The 15816-nt window shown below is 71.9% G+C and carries 11 protein-coding genes; 4 read left to right on the forward strand and 7 right to left on the reverse strand.

Annotated features, from left to right (window positions below):
* Positions 1-39: 39 nt before the first annotated feature.
* The gene (locus AB0J74_RS11065) at positions 40-1389 is read left to right on the forward strand and encodes an MFS transporter (RefSeq protein ID WP_363447010.1); all 1350 of its coding nucleotides are present in this window, start codon (positions 40-42) and stop codon (positions 1387-1389) included.
* Here the strand turns inward: AB0J74_RS11065 and AB0J74_RS11070 are convergent.
* Both AB0J74_RS11070 and AB0J74_RS11075 read right to left on the reverse strand, forming a co-directional pair.
* Complete coding sequence (locus tag AB0J74_RS11070; protein WP_363447012.1) at positions 1379-1759, reverse strand: PPOX class F420-dependent oxidoreductase; 381 nt, start codon at positions 1757-1759, stop codon at positions 1379-1381. The genes AB0J74_RS11065 and AB0J74_RS11070 overlap by 11 nt on opposite strands.
* Positions 1760-1768: 9 nt before the next feature.
* Positions 1769-1948, reverse strand: a complete 180-nt coding sequence (locus AB0J74_RS11075) for a hypothetical protein (protein ID WP_363447014.1) — start codon at positions 1946-1948, stop codon at positions 1769-1771.
* Positions 1949-2034: 86 nt separating this feature from the next.
* Here AB0J74_RS11075 and AB0J74_RS11080 point away from each other — a divergent pair, with 86 nt between their 5' ends.
* On the forward strand, positions 2035-3846 hold the full coding sequence (locus AB0J74_RS11080; RefSeq protein WP_363447016.1) for an alpha-amylase family glycosyl hydrolase: 1812 nt from the start codon (positions 2035-2037) through the stop codon (positions 3844-3846).
* Positions 3847-3864: 18 nt separating this feature from the next.
* Here the strand turns inward: AB0J74_RS11080 and AB0J74_RS11085 are convergent, their stop codons facing one another.
* Positions 3865-4236 carry a hypothetical protein gene (locus AB0J74_RS11085; protein WP_363447019.1) on the reverse strand — a complete coding sequence of 124 codons (372 nt, stop codon included), beginning with the start codon at positions 4234-4236 and terminating at the stop codon, positions 3865-3867.
* Positions 4236-5957 carry an AarF/UbiB family protein gene (locus AB0J74_RS11090; protein ID WP_363447022.1) on the reverse strand — a complete coding sequence of 574 codons (1722 nt, stop codon included), beginning with the start codon at positions 5955-5957 and terminating at the stop codon, positions 4236-4238. The genes AB0J74_RS11085 and AB0J74_RS11090 overlap by 1 nt, the downstream gene beginning before the upstream one ends.
* A 108-nt stretch (positions 5958-6065) precedes the next feature.
* Here AB0J74_RS11090 and AB0J74_RS11095 point away from each other — a divergent pair, with 108 nt between their 5' ends.
* A complete protein-coding gene (locus AB0J74_RS11095; RefSeq protein WP_363447025.1) occupies positions 6066-7817 on the forward strand; it encodes a class I adenylate-forming enzyme family protein in 1752 nt (583 codons plus the stop codon).
* On the opposite strand, the gene AB0J74_RS11100 is transcribed toward AB0J74_RS11095, so the two are convergent.
* Together AB0J74_RS11100 and AB0J74_RS11105 are read right to left on the reverse strand one after the other, a co-directional pair.
* Positions 7707-9047, reverse strand: coding sequence for an aspartate aminotransferase family protein (locus AB0J74_RS11100; protein WP_363447027.1), 1341 nt, complete (start codon positions 9045-9047; stop codon positions 7707-7709). The two genes, AB0J74_RS11095 and AB0J74_RS11100, sit on opposite strands and share 111 nt — an antisense overlap.
* Positions 9044-10165 carry an aminotransferase class III-fold pyridoxal phosphate-dependent enzyme gene (locus AB0J74_RS11105; RefSeq protein WP_363447029.1) on the reverse strand — a complete coding sequence of 374 codons (1122 nt, stop codon included), beginning with the start codon at positions 10163-10165 and terminating at the stop codon, positions 9044-9046. The genes AB0J74_RS11100 and AB0J74_RS11105 overlap by 4 nt, the downstream gene beginning before the upstream one ends.
* Positions 10166-10238: 73 nt before the next feature.
* Here AB0J74_RS11105 and AB0J74_RS11110 point away from each other — a divergent pair, with 73 nt between their 5' ends.
* Positions 10239-10865, forward strand: a complete 627-nt coding sequence (locus AB0J74_RS11110; protein WP_363447031.1) for a hypothetical protein — start codon at positions 10239-10241, stop codon at positions 10863-10865.
* 22 nt (positions 10866-10887) lie between these two features.
* Here the strand turns inward: AB0J74_RS11110 and AB0J74_RS11115 are convergent, their stop codons facing one another.
* Positions 10888-15810: a carbohydrate-binding protein gene (locus AB0J74_RS11115; RefSeq protein WP_363447033.1), complete on the reverse strand. Its 4923-nt coding sequence runs from the start codon at positions 15808-15810 to the stop codon at positions 10888-10890.
* Between the last annotated feature and the right edge of the window lie 6 nt (positions 15811-15816).

A 15816-nucleotide genomic window follows, 5' to 3' on the forward strand; every position in this document is an offset into this window, starting at 1 on the left:
CTGGCACCAGGCGGGTCCGGTCAATCCTGGAGCGTGCGCATGACCCGAACCCCGGTCGAGCCGGTGACCGTGCGGCTGCCGCGTGGCGGGTTGCTCGCGTTCGCCGGCGGCTCGATCGGGATGGGTGTCTGGATCACGGTCCCGGGCCTGCTCCTGCTCTACTTCCTCACCGACGTGCTGGCCGTGGCGCCGCTGGTGGCGGGCTTCGCGCTGCTCGCCCCCAAAATCGCCGATGTGGTCCTGCACCCGTTCGTCGGCCACTTCTCCGACGCGCAGCGCGCCCGGCAGGGCAACCGGCTGGCGCTGATGCTGGCGGCCTGCATGCTCCCGGTGGCATTCGCCGCCCTCTTCTCCGTGCCCGGCGGTCTGCACGGGACCACCGCCGCGATCTGGGTCGCCGCCGTCTTCGTGCTCGGCAACCTCCTCTTCGCGGCCTATCAGGTGCCCTACCTGGCGACGCCGGCCGACCTCGCGATCGGCTATCACGAGCGCACCCGGCTGATGTCGTTCCGGATGGTCGTGCTCACGGTCGGGATCCTGGTCAGCGGCGTGCTCGCGCCATCGCTGGTGGGTGGCGACAATCCGACCCGCACCGGGTACGTCGTGATGGGCGCGACGCTGGCCGCCGGGATGCTGGCGGCCATGCTGGTCGGCATCGACGGCGTACGCCGGCTCGGCACGGCCGCGGGCATGCCGGCCAACCCGGCGCCGCCCCGGTTGCGCGGCGTCCGGGTGCTGCTCGGTTCGCTGCGCGACCCGCAATACCGGCCACTCGTCACCGCCTACCTGCTCACCGGCACGGCGACCCACCTGGTGCTGGCGGCGGCCCCCTACTACGCGACCTACGAGTTGGGCCGGTCCGGGCTGACCACGGTGCTGATCGCCGCGTTCCTGGCGCCCGCGCTGCTGGCCACGCCGGTGTGGCTGGCCGTCACCCGCCGGATCGGCAAGCAACGCGGCCTGCTGCTCGCGCAGGCGGTCTTCGCGGCGGGCTGCCTGGTCGTGGCGCTGGGTCACCGCGTCCCGCTGGCCGTGCTGATCGCCGTGGTGTCGGTCCTGGGCGTCGCCTTCGCCGCGCTGCAGTTGCTCTATTTCGCGATGCTCCCGGACGTGGTGGCCGCGTCGGCCGGCCGCGACATCGCCGACGCGGGCAGCTACACCGGCGTCTGGACGGCGGCCGACTCCGCCGGTGGCGCGATCGGCCCCTACCTCTACGCGGCGTGCCTGGCGATCGGCGGCTTCGTCGGCAGCAGCGGCGACGATATCCAGCAGTCGGCATCGGCCCTCGACGCGGTCCGCTACGGCTTCGGCCTCGTCCCGGCGGTGCTGCTGGTGGCGGCCCTGGTGATTCAGCGCCGTTACACCCTCGACGGCGGCGCTAGAGCGTAATCGCGATCGCGACCAGCGGCGGCCGGCGCAGGCGCAGGAGGCGCGCGAACCAGTTGCCAACGCGCGAAGTCACATACTTACGGGCGAGCATTTCGCGGGCCGCGGCCGTCCCGGCCTCGTCGAGCAGCCGGGCCGGCCCTTTCGCGGTGGCCGCGCCGGGCTTGATCCGCCCCCGGATGTCGCACACCGTGACCTCGGCCCGCCCGGTGTTGCGGACCCGCTTGACCTTCCACGCCTTGGCCTCGGACACGACGAACAGCGTGTTGCCCTCGACGACATGCCAGACCGGCGTGGCGACGCCGGTACCGTCCCGGCGGAAGGTGACCAGGCTGACATGCTTGCTCCGACCGATCTCGTCGATCACGCTCATCCCGGCAGCTTAGTCACGATCGTCGACAACGTCGGCCTCGTCGGCAAGGCCCCGTTGGATCGCCGGAAGCCGCGTCACGTTGGCGGCCGGCTCGGAAAGCTGACGCCGTTCCGCGGCCAGCGCGTCGAACGAGCCGGGAGACCGCGGGTCGGCCGCCCGATCAAGCTGCTTCCGCTTCGCATCCCTCACGCCAGCAGGATCGCCCAACGAAGCCCGGTTCGCTGCTGTCCAGTCGCGGACACCGGTGGAGGCGGTGGCGCTCTAGCCTTGCCAGGATGGAGGTCGCGGACCGGATCGGCTGCTGGCTCACCCCCGACGGCGCGTTCTTCCGGGTGTGGGCGCCGCACGCCACCGCGGTGTCGGTCGTGTTGCAGAGCGGTCGCGACTGGGACAGCGCGCACCCGGTGACCACGCAGGCGCTGACGCCGACACCAGACGGCTACTGGAGCGCGACCGTCCCCGGCGTCGAGGCCGGCCAGCTCTACCGCTTCCGCCTCACGACGGCCGACAACACCGTGCTCGACCGGCTCGATCCCGCGGCCCGCGACGTGCTCAGCTCCGAGCTCACGCGAGACGACCCGAGCAGCCGCAACGCCTCGGTCGTGCCGAAGTCCATTAAGGACGCGCGATGGGCGCCGTTCGAGACGCCGCGGTTCGAGAATCTGATCATCTATCAGCTGCACATCGGCACGTTCGCCGGGCGCGGTGACCAGCACGAGACCGGGTGGGCGACCTTCGCGCAGGTGGAGACCAAGTTCGGCTACCTGCGGGAGATGGGCTTCAACTGCGTTCAACCCCTTCCGGTCCAGGAGTACGCCATGGACCGCTCCTGGGGCTACAACCCGGCCAGCTTCTTCGCACCCGAATCGTCCTACGGCTCCCCCGCCGACCTGCGACACTTCGTCGACGCCGCGCACCGCGACGGGCTCGCGGTCATCTTCGACGTGGTCTACAACCATTTCGGCCACAGTGACAACGTCCTGTGGGACTACGACGGCTACGACAACCAGGGCGGCATATACGTCGAAGGGGGCCAGGACACGCCGTGGGGGCGGGGCCCGGCCTGGTGGAAGCGCGAGATCCAGGACTACTTCCACCAGAACGCCCGGATGTATTTCGAGGAGTACCGCGCCGACGGGCTGCGGTTCGACGCCACCACGCAGATCAACGGGCTGCACCTCAAGCGGGTGATGGGCATGCTCCGCGACGAATACCCCGACAAGCATTTCATCGCCGAGCACCTGCCCGACGATCCGTGGATCGTCAACGAGGGCCGGTTCGGCGCCACCTGGTGCGCCGACGCGCATCACGAGACGCAGCGGGCGCTGGCCGGGCAGGACCCGGTCCGCAAGATCCGCGACATCCTCGGCTGGGACGGCTACGACCACGCCTGGAACCTGGTCAAATACCCACTCGGCTCGCACGACGACGTCGGTGACCAGCAGGAGGGGCACGCTGAGGGCGGGCCCGAGGACTGGGACCGGCGGCACCGCTACCTCGTCGACCAACTCGGCGGCCGCGACGACTGGGCCGCGCGAGCCAAGTGCCGCCTGGCCTGGGCGCTGGGCGTCACCATGCCGGGCACGCCGATGCTGTTCATGGGCACCGAGTGCCTGCAGGCCGCGCCGCGGATGGCCGGCGGCTACTGGCACGACGGCGTCGACGGCTTCGGCGACCATCGCTTCGACTGGAGCATCGCCGGCGACCCGGCCGGCATGCCGATGCGCCGGTTGGTGGCCGCGGCCAACGCGGTCCGCTGGGCCAACCCGGCCCTACGTGCCGACGATCTCGACGTCACCCACGAAGACCACGACAACCAGGTGCTCGGCTTCGTCCGCGCCGCCGGCGACAACGTCGTTCTCGTCGTCGTGAACCTCGGCGGGCGCAGCTTCGGCGACCACGGTTACGGCGTGCGCACCGGAGGCCGCGGCGGGCGATGGACCCAGATCCTGTGCAGCCAGGACGAAGGCTTCGGCGGCTGGGACGGCGCGGGCAACGCCTTCCACGAGCCGTGGACGCAGCCGGACGGACGGGTCTACGTCAACGTGCCCACGTGGAGCGTGACGGTGTTCCGCCGCGCGTGGTGAGGGGCGGGGGCGCTGGGCCTACGAGCGGGCGGCGAGCCGGGCGGCGACCATGTCGGCGAGGCGGTCGTAGTCCAACGGGTCGGCGAGGCGGCTGGCGATCAGGTCCGCGAGCCGGTCGTAGTCGATCTCCTCCGCGGAAGCCCGGCCCACCTCGGCCGAGAAGCGCCGTGAGGTGGTGGCCAGTTCGTCGAGGAACCGGCCGTTGGCCCGCAACATGCCGACGAACAGGTTCTCGGCCAGGTCGGTGCAGGTCGCCGCCCCGCGCACCTCGTCGGAGAACGCCTGCGACGCCTCGGTGAAGCCGTCGGCGACACCCTCGGCGAGCCGGCTGGTGGCCCGGCGCGACGCCCGCGGCCGGTCGGCCCCGGCGGGTTCGGTGAAGGTTTCCATCAGGTCGACTCCGATCGGCGAATCAGCGAGCCAAGTACCAGAATGAGCATGACGCACCCGAGCAGCGCGAGCCATGGGTTGTCCATGATCAGGCCGATCAGCGAGGGTGGATCCGCACCTACCGGGTCGCCCGGCGTCACGATCGTGGCGGCGATCGCGATCCCGGCCAGCACCGTGCCGACCCGCAGCAGCCGCAGCCCGGCGAGCGAGAGCCGCTGCCAGAACGTCAGGGTTGCCAGCGTTGACCGGCCGAGTTGCGGCAACCGGTCGGCAACCCAGTCAACCGCCGCGCTCACCGCCTGCGGGGTGCGGGCCAACCGGTAGAGCACCGCGGTCGAGGTCAGCGGTTCCTCGACCGCGTCGCGCAGCAGGTCAGGGGTCAGGTCGGCGAGGAACCGGCGCATGTGCCCCAGCCAGTCGATCTCGGGATAGAGCCGCAGCACGACCATGTCGGCGATCAGGATCGTCCGGTAGAGGGCGACGGTCGACGCCGCGATCGGCAGGCGGTGCCGGCGCAGCGCGCGGATCGTGTTCATCAGGAAGACCCCGGAACTGCGGTGGGCCAGCGACGACCCGGTGTCCTCGGCAGCCAGCAGGTAGTCGCGCAGGCCGCGCTTGACCTCCTGTTCGAAGCCGCGCAGGTCGCGGTTCTGCGGCAGCGGCTCGATGGCCCGCAGCAGCGCCAGGTAGGCCTCGTGCACCCGGCCCCGGGTCAACGCCTCGCGCAGTTGCAGCTGGATCTCCCACTGGCGCTCGTCGACCCAGCCGACGAGGCCGAAGTCGACCCAGGCGAGAGCGCCGCCGGGCATCACGATCAGGTTCGACGGGTGCGGGTCGGCGTTGAACACGCGCAACCGGATGGCCTGCTCGAGAACAGACCGGAACAACACGATGGCGGTACGCCGCGGCGTGATGCCCTGCGCGGCCCACGCGCGCAGGGCGTCGGTGTCACCCCGGTCGAGGGCGGCGATGATCTCGCGTACGGTGACCCCGTCGATCCGCTCGAGCGTCAGCACGCGGCGGCCGGAGTGCGACCGGTGCACCGCCGGCGCCCGGTGCGCGATCGGGTCGGCGGCCATCCGGCCGTGCAGGTAGGAGGTGTTCAGCGCCTCCCGGTGGAAGTCCATCTCGTCGAGCATCGAGCGGGACAGGTCGGCGACCACGAACCGCACGTCGACGCCGCGCAGCAGCGGCAGCGTGTCGAGCACCCGGCCGGTCAGCCGGAAACAGATCAGGTCGATCCGTACCTGCTCCTCGACGCCGGGCTTGAGCACCTTGACGACGACCCGCTCGCCGCCGGGCAGCACGGCGTCGTGCACCTGGGCCAGCGAGGCGGTCGCGATCGGCACGTCGTCGAACGACCGGAACAGGTCGCCGACCGGCGCGGCCAACTCCCGCTCGACGATCCGCCTGATCCTGTCGGCCGGGACCGGGCGTAGCGCGTACAGCAACTGGCTGAGCTCTTCGCAGTAGCGTGCCGGCAGCAGGTCGTAGCGGGACGCCAGCAACTGGCCGATCTTCACGTAGGCCCCGCCGCACCGGACGAAGTACCAGCGCAGCACCCGCGGTCCCGTCGACGGGTCGAGCAGGCCGCTCACCAGCAACGGCGGCAGGCAGATCAGGCTCAACACGCAGACCTGTGCGAGCCGCGCCAGCAGCAGCGCGAGGCGCAGCAGTCGTCGGGGCATGGCGCACCGCTCGCGGTCGGGGGTCAGGTACACCAGATCATCTATGGCGGAACGTCCAGACCGGACAGACTGTCGGCGGTACGACACAACGCGCGAACCGGACGCCCATAAACTCGGTGTTCGGGCTCCCAGGGAGGCGCGATGAAGCGGAACCGCCTGCTCAACCGCGTGCGGGTGCTCCTCGATGGACAGTTGACGCCGGCCAACGCGCTCGACAAGGCCGCCGCCAGCCATCCCGACAGCCCGATCTTCCACCTGCCCTCCCCCGGCCCCTACCGGGCGTTGCCGGGCGTCGCCGTGACCCCGGCCGAGTTGCTCGGCTTCGCCAACCGGGTGGGCAACGTGCTGCTCGACAACGGCCTGCGCCGCGGCGACCGGGTGGCGATCTACCACACCAACGGGGCCGAATACTTCTTCCTCGCGCTCGCGGTCGTGAAGGCGGGCGGCACGGCCGTGCCGATCAACCCCGGCATGGCGGTCGACGGCCTCCGCCGCCATCTCGCCGCGGCCGGCTGCCGGCTGGTGCTGACCGACGCGCGACAGTTCACCGAGCGGATCGGCGATCACGCGGCGGTCCCCGAGGTCACCGTCTGGTTCTTCCCCGACCTGCCGAGCGGCTTCACCGGAAAGGGTGTCGGGCTCAACGAGGCGACCGCGACCGCGTCCGCCGACCTGGCCCCGGTCGACCTGGCACCCGACGACCCGGTCCTGCTCGTGCACACCTCCGGGACGACCGGCCGGCCCAAGCTGGTGCCGAGCACCTCGGCCCGCCTCGCGTCGGGGATCAAGCGGCACTACGTCGACGAGCCGATCACCCGGCGCACCCGCACGGCCGTCGCCGGGCACTTCAACCACCTCGTCTACTACGTCGGCTTCTACTCGTCGCTGATGGGCAACCTGCCGGTCTGGCCGATCAGCGACCACTCGGTGCAGTCGATCGCCGGCACCGTCGCCCGGGAGCGCATCGCGATCTTCTTCGCCTTTCCCGACGTGTACGCGCGGATCTACCGGCACGGCCTGCCACCGCGCGCGTTCGACTCGATCCGGATCTGGGTCACCACCGCCGACGCGTCACACGAGGCGCACGTGCGCGAGTTCTGCCGCGCCGGCGCCTACCTGCGGGTCGCCGGCCGCCCGGTGGTGCCCTCGCTGTTCGTCGAGGCGTTCGGCACGTCCGAGGTCGGTTTCGCGGCCCTCCGCCGGATCCGGTCACGGTTCTCACCGCCGCGCTACGACCGCTGCGTCGGCCGGCGCACGCTCGGCGGCCCCCGCTCCCGGGTGGTCGGCCCGGACGGCCGGCGGGCCCGCGCCGGCGAGGTGGGCCGGATCGAGGTCAACGGCCCGACCGTCTTCGCGGGCTACTGGGACCCCGACGACGTGCAGCGCCACGAGGGTCCGCACGCCGGCTGGTGGTGGACCGGCGACCTGGGCCGGCGGGACCGGCTCGGCCGGATCCACCAACTCGACCGGGCCGTGGACGTCGTGCGCACCACGAGCGGGCCGGTGTACGGCCTGCCGCTCGAGGAGAAGCTGCTCACCCACCCGGCCGTGGCCGACGCGGTGGTGATCGGCGTGCCGCACCCCGACGGCGGCGACGTGCCGGTGGCGCTGATCTCGCTGCGGGACGGCGCCGCCCTCGACGGCGCGGAACTGCGGGCCTGGGCTACGGAGGCTGCGGGACTGCGCGACGCGCGGATCGTCGGCGAGGAAGAGGTCCCGCGCGGGCTGACCGGGAAGGTGCTGCGCCGGGTCCTGCGGGAGCGCCACGCCGGCTGGTTCGGGTCAGGCGAGCAGGAGCCGGGTCGCCAGCCGGAGCGCGGGCTTGGGCATCCGGTACTGCCAGGGCAGCAGGAGCGCGGCGGCGTCGTACACGATGGCCGGGGTGCGTCCTAAGCCGGTCAGCGCGTCGTCGAGGGCGGCCAGCGCCTCGTCGATCTCCACCGGGGAGACGATCAGCGGCGGGAAGAAGCGCAGCACGGGCCGCCGCGCGTGCGAGTTGGTGGAGAAACCGGTGAGCACTCCCCGGTCGAGCATGCGCAACCAGATCGCGTACTCGGCCAGGCCGCTGCGCAGTTCGATGCCGGCCATCAGCCCGCGTCCGCGCACGCTGCGCACCCAGGCCGGGTGGCGGTCGGCGACCACGGCGAGCCCGGCCAGCAGCCGCGCACCCTGACGGGCGGCCCGGGCCGGCAGGTCGAGTGCGCCGACGGCCGCGATCGCCGCGGACGCCGCCACGCACGCCAGCACCGAGCCGCAGACGTCGGCGGGCGGGTCGGCGACCCGGGCCCAGGTGGCGTCGTCCCAGTTGCGGGCGACCCGGTCGGCCACCGCCGTGGCGGCCATCGGCACGTGACCACCGGTCAGACCCTTCGACACGATCATCAGGTCCGGCACCACGTCCTCACGTTCGACGGCGAACATCGTGCCGGTGCGGCCGAAACCGGTCTGCACCTCGTCGACGATCAGCAGGCAACCGGCGCGCCGGCAGAGATCGGCGACGGCGGCGAGATAGCCGCCGGGCGGCACGACGAGATAGCCGCCGCCCAGGATCGGTTCGAGCAGCACGGCGACGGTGTCGCCGTCGAGCGCGGCGGCGACCGCGGCGACGTCGCCGAACGGCACGAATGTGGCGTCTGTCCACAGTGGCTCAAACGGCGCACGCAGGTGCCGCTGGCCCAGGACCGCGAGGGCGTTCAGCGTCTTGCCGTGGTAGCTGTGCCGGGCGGCGACCAGCCGGTGCCGCCCGGGCCGGGCCGCGAAGGCCGCGCGCAGCGCGATCTCGACCGCTTCCGTGCCGCTGCCGGCCAGCAGGACGGTGTTGAGGTCGCCCGGCAGGATCCCGGCGAGGTGCGTGGCCAGTGCTTCCTGCGCCGCGTGTGGCACGCCGGGCGGCACACCGGCGAAGGTGGCCAGTTGCCGCTGCGCGACGCCCTGCACCCGTGGGTCGAGATGGCCGAGCGCGAACACCCCGTAGCCGGCCGAGAAGTCGAGGTAGCGCCGGCCGTCTTCGGCCTCCAGCACCGTGCCGGCGCCGGTGTGCTCGACCGGGCAGCGGGCCAGCTCGAACAGCCGGGCCAGCGACGGGCTGTAGTGCCTCTCGTAGCCGTCGAGCAGGCCGGTCATGGCTGCTTGGCCAGCGCGGTGCGGAGCGCGGCCAGCCCCCGGTCGAGTTCGGGCCGGCGGATCCGCAACGGCGGCCGGATGGCCAGCATGCGACCCTGGCGCAGCACGACCGCGCCCTGTCGGAGGGTCTCCTGCTGCACCGCCGCCGCCCAGCCCACGTCGGGCAGGGTCACCGAGCCGAGCAGCCCGGCCGCGACCGGGTCGGCCACGACGCCGGGGAACGACCGGCCCAACTCGTCGAGCCAGGCGGCGAGGACCGCCCCGAGCCGGCGGGCGTTGCCGGTCACGTCGCGCTCGGCCAGCAGCGCGAGCGTCGCCAGCGCGGCCGCGCACGACGCCGGGTTGCCCCCGGTGGTGCTGGCGTGCAGGACGGGCGTGCGATGCCGGTAGACCCGGTCGTTGAGTCGCTTGCGGGCGACGTAGGCGCCGAGCGGCAGGACGCCGCCGCCTAGCGTGCTCCCGAACACCGCGACGTCGGGCCCGGACCAGGCGAACCGCTCCCCCGTGCGGCCGAGCCCGGTGACCGTCTCGTCGGCGATCAGCACCGCCCCGCTGCGGTCGCACGCTTCCCGGGCCGCGACCAGGTAGCCGGGCGGCGGCACGACCACCCCGGCGGTCGTCAGCACCGGTTCGACGACCAGGGCGAACACGTCCCGCGTCAAGGCCTCGCGCAGGGCGCCGGCGTCGCCGTAGGGCACGGTCCGTTGGGTGACGGGCAGGTGGTGCGGGAGCCGGGAAGCCGTCACCAGCGTGCGCCGCCGGGGGTGCCGGCCCTTGGCCAGCTTGATCGCGCCGTCCAGTGCCTCCGCGCCGGAGTTGCACAGGTAGCAGACGTCGAGGCCGGGTGGGCTCAGCTCGGCCAGCCGGCGCACGGCGTCGGCCAGCGGCCGGCTCAGGAAGCTGCGGGTCGACAGCGGCAAGCGGGCCAGTTGCGCGGCGACCGCCGCGACGACCAGCGGGTCGCCGTAGCCCCAGCCGCCGCCGGCGAGGTCGACCGCCGAACCACCGGCGGCGAGGTCGAACGTGGCGCCGTGCGCGCCGGTCACGATGCCGAGGTCGGGCGGGTATCCCCTGCCGGGTGGGCGAACGACGCGCTGTGTGTCCACAACCGATCCCATCGTCGCAGGATCAGTCGACTGTCCCAGAACGCCGCCCCGCCAGCAGTCGCCTTTCAGCAGCGACACTAACGGGATGCTGCTGACGATCTCCGGTTCCAGTTGCTCCGGCAAGACCACCGCGGCCCGCGCCTGCGCCGACCTGCCCGGCCTGGTCGTGCACGACTTCGACGAGATCGGCGTGCCGGTCGACGCCGACGGCGAGTGGCGACAACGGAGCATGGAGGACTGGGCGAGGCGGGCGCTCGACTATCAGGAGTCGGGCCTCGATCTCCTGCTCACGGGACAGTCGCCGCTGGGCGAGGTGCTGGCCTGCCCGTCGGCGGTCGACCTGGACGGCATCGCGGCCTGCCTGCTCGACGTGGCCGACGACGAGCGGCTGCGCCGGCTCGAGCGCCGTGACCCCGGGAAATGGCCGCCCGACCGGGCGAGGTCCTTTGTCGGGTGGGCGCGGTGGCACCGCGGCCATGCGGCCGACCCCCGGCATCTCCCGGAGGCGATCACCATCGGTGGGTGGTCCGCGATGCGCTGGCACCGCTGGACCGGATGGTCGAGCGGTGATCCACGTTGGATCGTGACGGTGATCGACACGACCGGGAAAACGGTCGACCGCTCGACCGCCGACCTGCGCGACTGGATCGCCGCGGCCCGTGCCGGCCGGTCGAGTCTGCCGAGCGACTGGGCCGCCGGGCCGGGCGCATGAGCGCGCCCGACCCGGCCGACCGTCAGCCGATACTCTTCCAGGGGCCGTTGGCGTCACCGGGCACCTGGTTGCGGGTGTACCACCTGGCTTCGTAGCGCGTGCCCTGGTAGGTCACCTTGTCGCCGCTGTTGTAGATCGTGCTCGGGGCCCAGGCCGACGGGCTGCCGTCGGCCGGCGGCGGCACGATCTCCTCCCACGGCCCGTTCGGGTCGCCGGGCTGCTGGTTGCGGGTATACCAGCGGGCCCGCCACTGCTTGCCGGCGTGGGTCACGACGTCGCCGCCGTTGAAGATGCGCGAGGGCGTCCAGATCGACACGCCCGCCTCGGTCATGGCCAGTTCCTGCCACGGGCCGACCGGGTCACCGGGCTTGTCGTTCCGCGCATACCAGGACGCGACGAACACCTTGCCCTGGTAGGCCACCCGGTCACCGCTGTTGTAGACCTTCGACGCGTTCCATTCCGCCGGCAGGTTGACGGTCACGGTGACCGTCGCCGTGACCGGATCCAGGACATCGCTCCCGGCGTACGAGGCCGTCAGCGCGTGCGTACCACCGGCCAGGCCGACCGGCAGGGTGAAGGTCGTTGTCCCGTTGGCCAGGGCCGCGGTGCCGCGGACCAGGTCACCCTCGCGCAGGGTGACCGTGCCGGTGGCGACGACCGGGGCCGCGTCGACCTTGACGGTCACCGTGGCCGCCTTGCCCCAGTCGACCGGGTTCGAGGCGGCCGTCACGGTCGCGACGCCCTTGCCGGTGCGGAAGACCGCGGGCTGGGCCACCGCCACACCGCCGTCGGCGGTCCTGGCCTCGACCACCCAGGCGTACGACGTCGCCGGCTTCAGGCCCGTCCAGGTGACCGTGGCCGTGCTGTTCGCGGTGATCTCGTCGGAGCCGATCACCCCGGCCGGCACGTACGCGGCGAGCGAGTCCGTGCTGAACGAGGTCTTCCGGGTGGTCAGGTCGACCGGGAGCGTGAGGTTGTCCTCGGCGCCGTTGTAGCGCGGCTTCGGCTGGCTGCCGTCCTGCCGGATGTCGTATTCCGTCGCGCCGAAGTTGTCGAGCAGCGGCGAGTAGGTGTCGATGTGCATCTCGGCCCGCCGCACGTCGAACTGCAGCAGCCGCAGGAAGCTGGCACCGAACTGCAGCCGGTCGGTGGCCTTGTGGTCGACCGTGCCGTCGCCGTTGAGGTCGATGTTGCCGGCACCGTCCACCAGGTTGGGCCAGAGCTCACCGGCCGCGACCGTGTAGAACTGGTAGTCCGCCAGCAACTCGACCACGTCGTGCGAGACCGTGACGCCGACCTTCGACTTCAGGTTGGTGCCGACCCCGTGCTCGTGGCCGGCGAGCACCAGGAACACGTTCGGGTTGTTCTCCACCACGAGCTTGTAGAGCGGCGAGCCGTCCGGTGTGGAGAATGCCGCCCCACGGCCGTCGGGGTTGGTCGACGGGCGCAGGTAGTCGTGCGAGAGCAGGATGCCGTTGCGGTCCTTGTAGCGCTTGAAGACCGAGTCGGCCCACTTGGCCTCGTCGGGCGTGACGCCGTAGGACAGGCCCACCGCGACGAAGTCCAGCCCGCCGGCGGAGAACAGCACGTAGTTGTTCTGGTTGTCCTTGCCCGGCGTGACACCGCCGTCGGCGTTGGTCCGCTCGTCCCAGGCGTGGTACTCGGTGCCGGCCGGCCAGCCGCCCGCGACCTGGTAGTAGCGGTCGGCGCCGAATGTCCTGCTGAACCGGGAGTCGGGGCCGGTCTCGGCGCCCAACTGGTTGTCGTGGTTGCCGGCGATGACCTGGTTGACCACGCCCCGGTCGTCGAGCACCTTCTGGTAGCCCGAGGCCAGCGCGAACTCCTTGTCGACCTGTTCGTTGAGGCCGGGCCGCTGCAGTGAGCCGTCCGCGTTCCGGGCCAGCGGGTCGTAGTAGTCGTTCTCGATGACGTCGCCGGTGTGCGCGGTGTAGGCGATCTTCCGGCCGGCCGCGTTGTCGGCGATCCACTGTGTCTGGTCGCGGTAGGCGGCCGCGAAGATCGCCTGCTCCTCGGCGGCCTGCACATCGGATGACTCGGAACGGCCGTCGAAGTCCTCGTTCGTGCCGCCGGCCGCACCCTCGCTCAGATACTGGGTGTCGGTGAAGTGGGCGAGCGCGAAGTCGTACGACGACGGGTCCTCGAACCGGTCCTTGTCGTTCTGTGCCGCGGAGTCGTGCGGCGAGAGGTCGTCGGCGAACGGGTCCTCGCCGGTGACCAACACGTGCACGCCGCCACCGTCGCGGTAGGCGTCGGTCAGCGGCGCGGTCAGCACGGTGTTCTGCCCCGAGGTGCCGCGGGCGCTGGTCAGCACGTCCCACTTCTTGCGCTCCGGGTGCCACACCCGCAGCGCGACGACCCGGGCCGGGTCGATGGTGCCCTCCCAGCGCAGGGTGGGCGCCTTCTGGGCCGCGGTGAGCGGCACCTCATAGCGCTGGAACACCACGTCGCGGCTCGACGACGTGTCGATCGTGCGGCCGTCGAGCGGGCGCAGCGAGTCGAGGTCGATCCCGGGACCGTGCTGCACGTCCAGGGTGGTCGGCACCGCGGCCGCGATGCCCTGGTAGCCGGCCGACGGCGCGACGACCTCGGCCTTGGTGAAGGTCGCCGTCAGGGGCACACCGTCTTCGCCGGGAACCTTGGCCGACAGCGTGGCCGACGGCGCGTTGGTGCCGGTGACGGCCGCGGCCAGGGCGGTCGGCACGTCCGGGATGCTGGCGCTGGTGAAGTGCACCTGGCGGGTGGCGCTGTTGCCGAGCGTGTCGGTGGCCGAGACGGCCAGCGTGTGCGAGCCGGCCGGCAGCCCGTGACCGATCTGGTCGCCCTGCTTGACCGCCTTTCCGTCGAGCGTGACGACCGGCGTACCCGCGACGCCGGTCGCGTCCTTTATCCGGATGTCGAGGGCGACGGTCGCGGTCAGCCGCTGGCCCTCGGCGGGCACGCTGCTCTCCACGACCGGTGCCGCGTTGTCGACCCGGAACGTGCGGGTGGCGTCGCGGTCGCCGCTCGTGGCGGTGACCGTGTGCGGCCCGTCTTCGAGCGTGGCGGTGTCGACGTCGGCGCGCAGGCCCTTGGGCGCCGAGTCGACGTCGAAGAGGATCTCCTTGCGCAGGACGCTGTTGTACGTGCTTCCGCAGGTGCCGTCACCCATGAACGTGGTGACCTGCGAGCCCGCCGGGTAGGAGGAGGAGCCGATGGTCACGGTGGTCTGGGCGACCGACCGGCTCAGCGGCGTCGCGGTGCCGGCAGCCGGCAGCAACTCGAAGTCGCGCATGGTGAAGTCGTCGAAGTTGCCGGTCGGGCAGTCGGCCGCGATCGTGGTCGGGTTGATGCCGGCCACGAAGTCGAGCACGTTGACGCCGGGCACCAGCCACTCGTCGGGGAACCTGAGTTCGGCGGTCTCCTTCTCCCAGATGCCCATGTCGAGCGGGATGCCGTTGATCAGCACCTGGTTCCGGTAGCCGCCGTCCGTGCCGTTGCCGCCGATGAACAGTCGGAGCTTGGCGTCCTTGCCGCTGCCGAGCGTGGCGATCGTCCGGGCGGTCTCGGCGCCGGCGATGGTGAACGCGAACTCGGCGTCCTGGTTGGCGCCGCAGGTGCCGTCGCCGAGCGCGAGCGTGGTGTCGGCGGTCGCGGTGCGGGTGTCACCGGTCACATAGGACACCTCGTCGAGCGTGGCCGTTCCGGTGCTCACCGCCAGGCCGACCGTACTCCGAGCGATCTTGAAGTCGTCGTGGTTGGCGCAGAGGGTGGCGCCGCTGCCGGAGTTGTAGTCGCCGGTGACGACCTGGATCACGTTGGCGCCCGGGCGCAGAAAGCGGTTCGGCAGCTTGACGGCGACCTGCTCGGCCGCCGTGGCTCCGTAGTCGCCGCCAAGGTCGACCCGGTTGCCGTTGACCATCAGGTAGTTCTGGTAGCGGGCCTCGATCGAGTTGCCGGCCGCGACGGTGAAGCTGAACGTCGACGTGCCGGCGGCGAGGGTCGCGGCGTTCTGCGCCGGCTTGCCGTCGACCGCGATCGCGTCGACGCCGGTGTCGCCGTCGAGCGGCCCGGCCGCGATCACGGGCTGGACGCCGCGGACCAGCGCGCCCTCGGCCGGCGTGACCTTGGCTGAGCCGGCGGGCGGGTTGTTGACGGTGACCGGCACGCTGGTGGTCGCGCCGGAAGCGGTGACCGCCTTGACCGTGTGGCTGCCGTTCGAGAGCGTCCGCGTGTCGAGCGCGTAGCGCAGGCCGGAGGTGTTGCCCGGCTCGCCGGAGACCACGAACGTCAGCGTCTGTGTCAGCCGCGGCGTCGAACTGCCGCAGGTGCCGTCGCCGAAGCTGTAGCTGAACAGGTTGGCCTCGCCGTCGATGACCACGCCGAGCAGGCTCAGGCCGATGTTGCTGAGCGGGAAGTCGTCGAAGTTGGGGCAGCGTCCGCCCTCGCCGTAGGGCAGTTGCTCGTAGCCGACCGCCGCGGTGTTGGTGGTGTCGACCCAGTTGGCGCCGGCCTGCACGGTGATCGTGTTGGCGCCCGCGTTGAGCCACTCACCGGGAAAGTCGAGCCCGCCCGAGTTGCCGCCGGGAACGTCCGGGAAGTAGACCTTCTCGGCGTCGGCCGTGTGGCCGTTGACGGTGATGTAGTTGTGGTAGCGGGCCTCGGTGCCGTTGCCGCCCATGTCGAACGCGAAGTGCGCGGTCCCGGCGGTCTTGTCCGCGTCGACCTTGTCCCCGTCGAGGGAGATCTGCGCGACCGAGTCGTTCTCCGCCGTGGGTTCGGCCGTGAGCGTGACAGTGCCGTCGAGCGCCTGGCCGTCGCGGAGGTTGAGGGATGGTGCGCCGCCGGCGACCGGCGGTGCCTCCGCGGCCCCGGCGGGTCTGGGTACGACCGTGGTGGCGGCGACGACCACCAGGGCTAGTGCCAGCGCACGTACTCGGCGCGTCATGAAGGC

Source organism: Asanoa sp. NPDC049573, from assembly GCF_040676615.1.
GTDB lineage: Bacteria > Actinomycetota > Actinomycetes > Mycobacteriales > Micromonosporaceae > Asanoa.

Coding starts and splice junctions, on each gene's coding strand:
- AB0J74_RS11065 (WP_363447010.1), top strand. CDS start 40: ATGACCCGAACCCCGGTCGAGCCGGTGACCGTGCGGCTGCCGCGTGGC.
- AB0J74_RS11070 (WP_363447012.1), bottom strand. CDS start 1,759: ATGAGCGTGATCGACGAGATCGGTCGGAGCAAGCATGTCAGCCTGGTC.
- AB0J74_RS11080 (WP_363447016.1), top strand. CDS start 2,035: ATGGAGGTCGCGGACCGGATCGGCTGCTGGCTCACCCCCGACGGCGCG.
- AB0J74_RS11085 (WP_363447019.1), bottom strand. CDS start 4,236: ATGGAAACCTTCACCGAACCCGCCGGGGCCGACCGGCCGCGGGCGTCG.
- AB0J74_RS11095 (WP_363447025.1), top strand. CDS start 6,066: ATGAAGCGGAACCGCCTGCTCAACCGCGTGCGGGTGCTCCTCGATGGA.
- AB0J74_RS11100 (WP_363447027.1), bottom strand. CDS start 9,047: ATGACCGGCCTGCTCGACGGCTACGAGAGGCACTACAGCCCGTCGCTG.
- AB0J74_RS11105 (WP_363447029.1), bottom strand. CDS start 10,165: ATGGGATCGGTTGTGGACACACAGCGCGTCGTTCGCCCACCCGGCAGG.
- AB0J74_RS11110 (WP_363447031.1), top strand. CDS start 10,239: ATGCTGCTGACGATCTCCGGTTCCAGTTGCTCCGGCAAGACCACCGCG.
- AB0J74_RS11115 (WP_363447033.1), bottom strand. CDS start 15,810: ATGACGCGCCGAGTACGTGCGCTGGCACTAGCCCTGGTGGTCGTCGCC.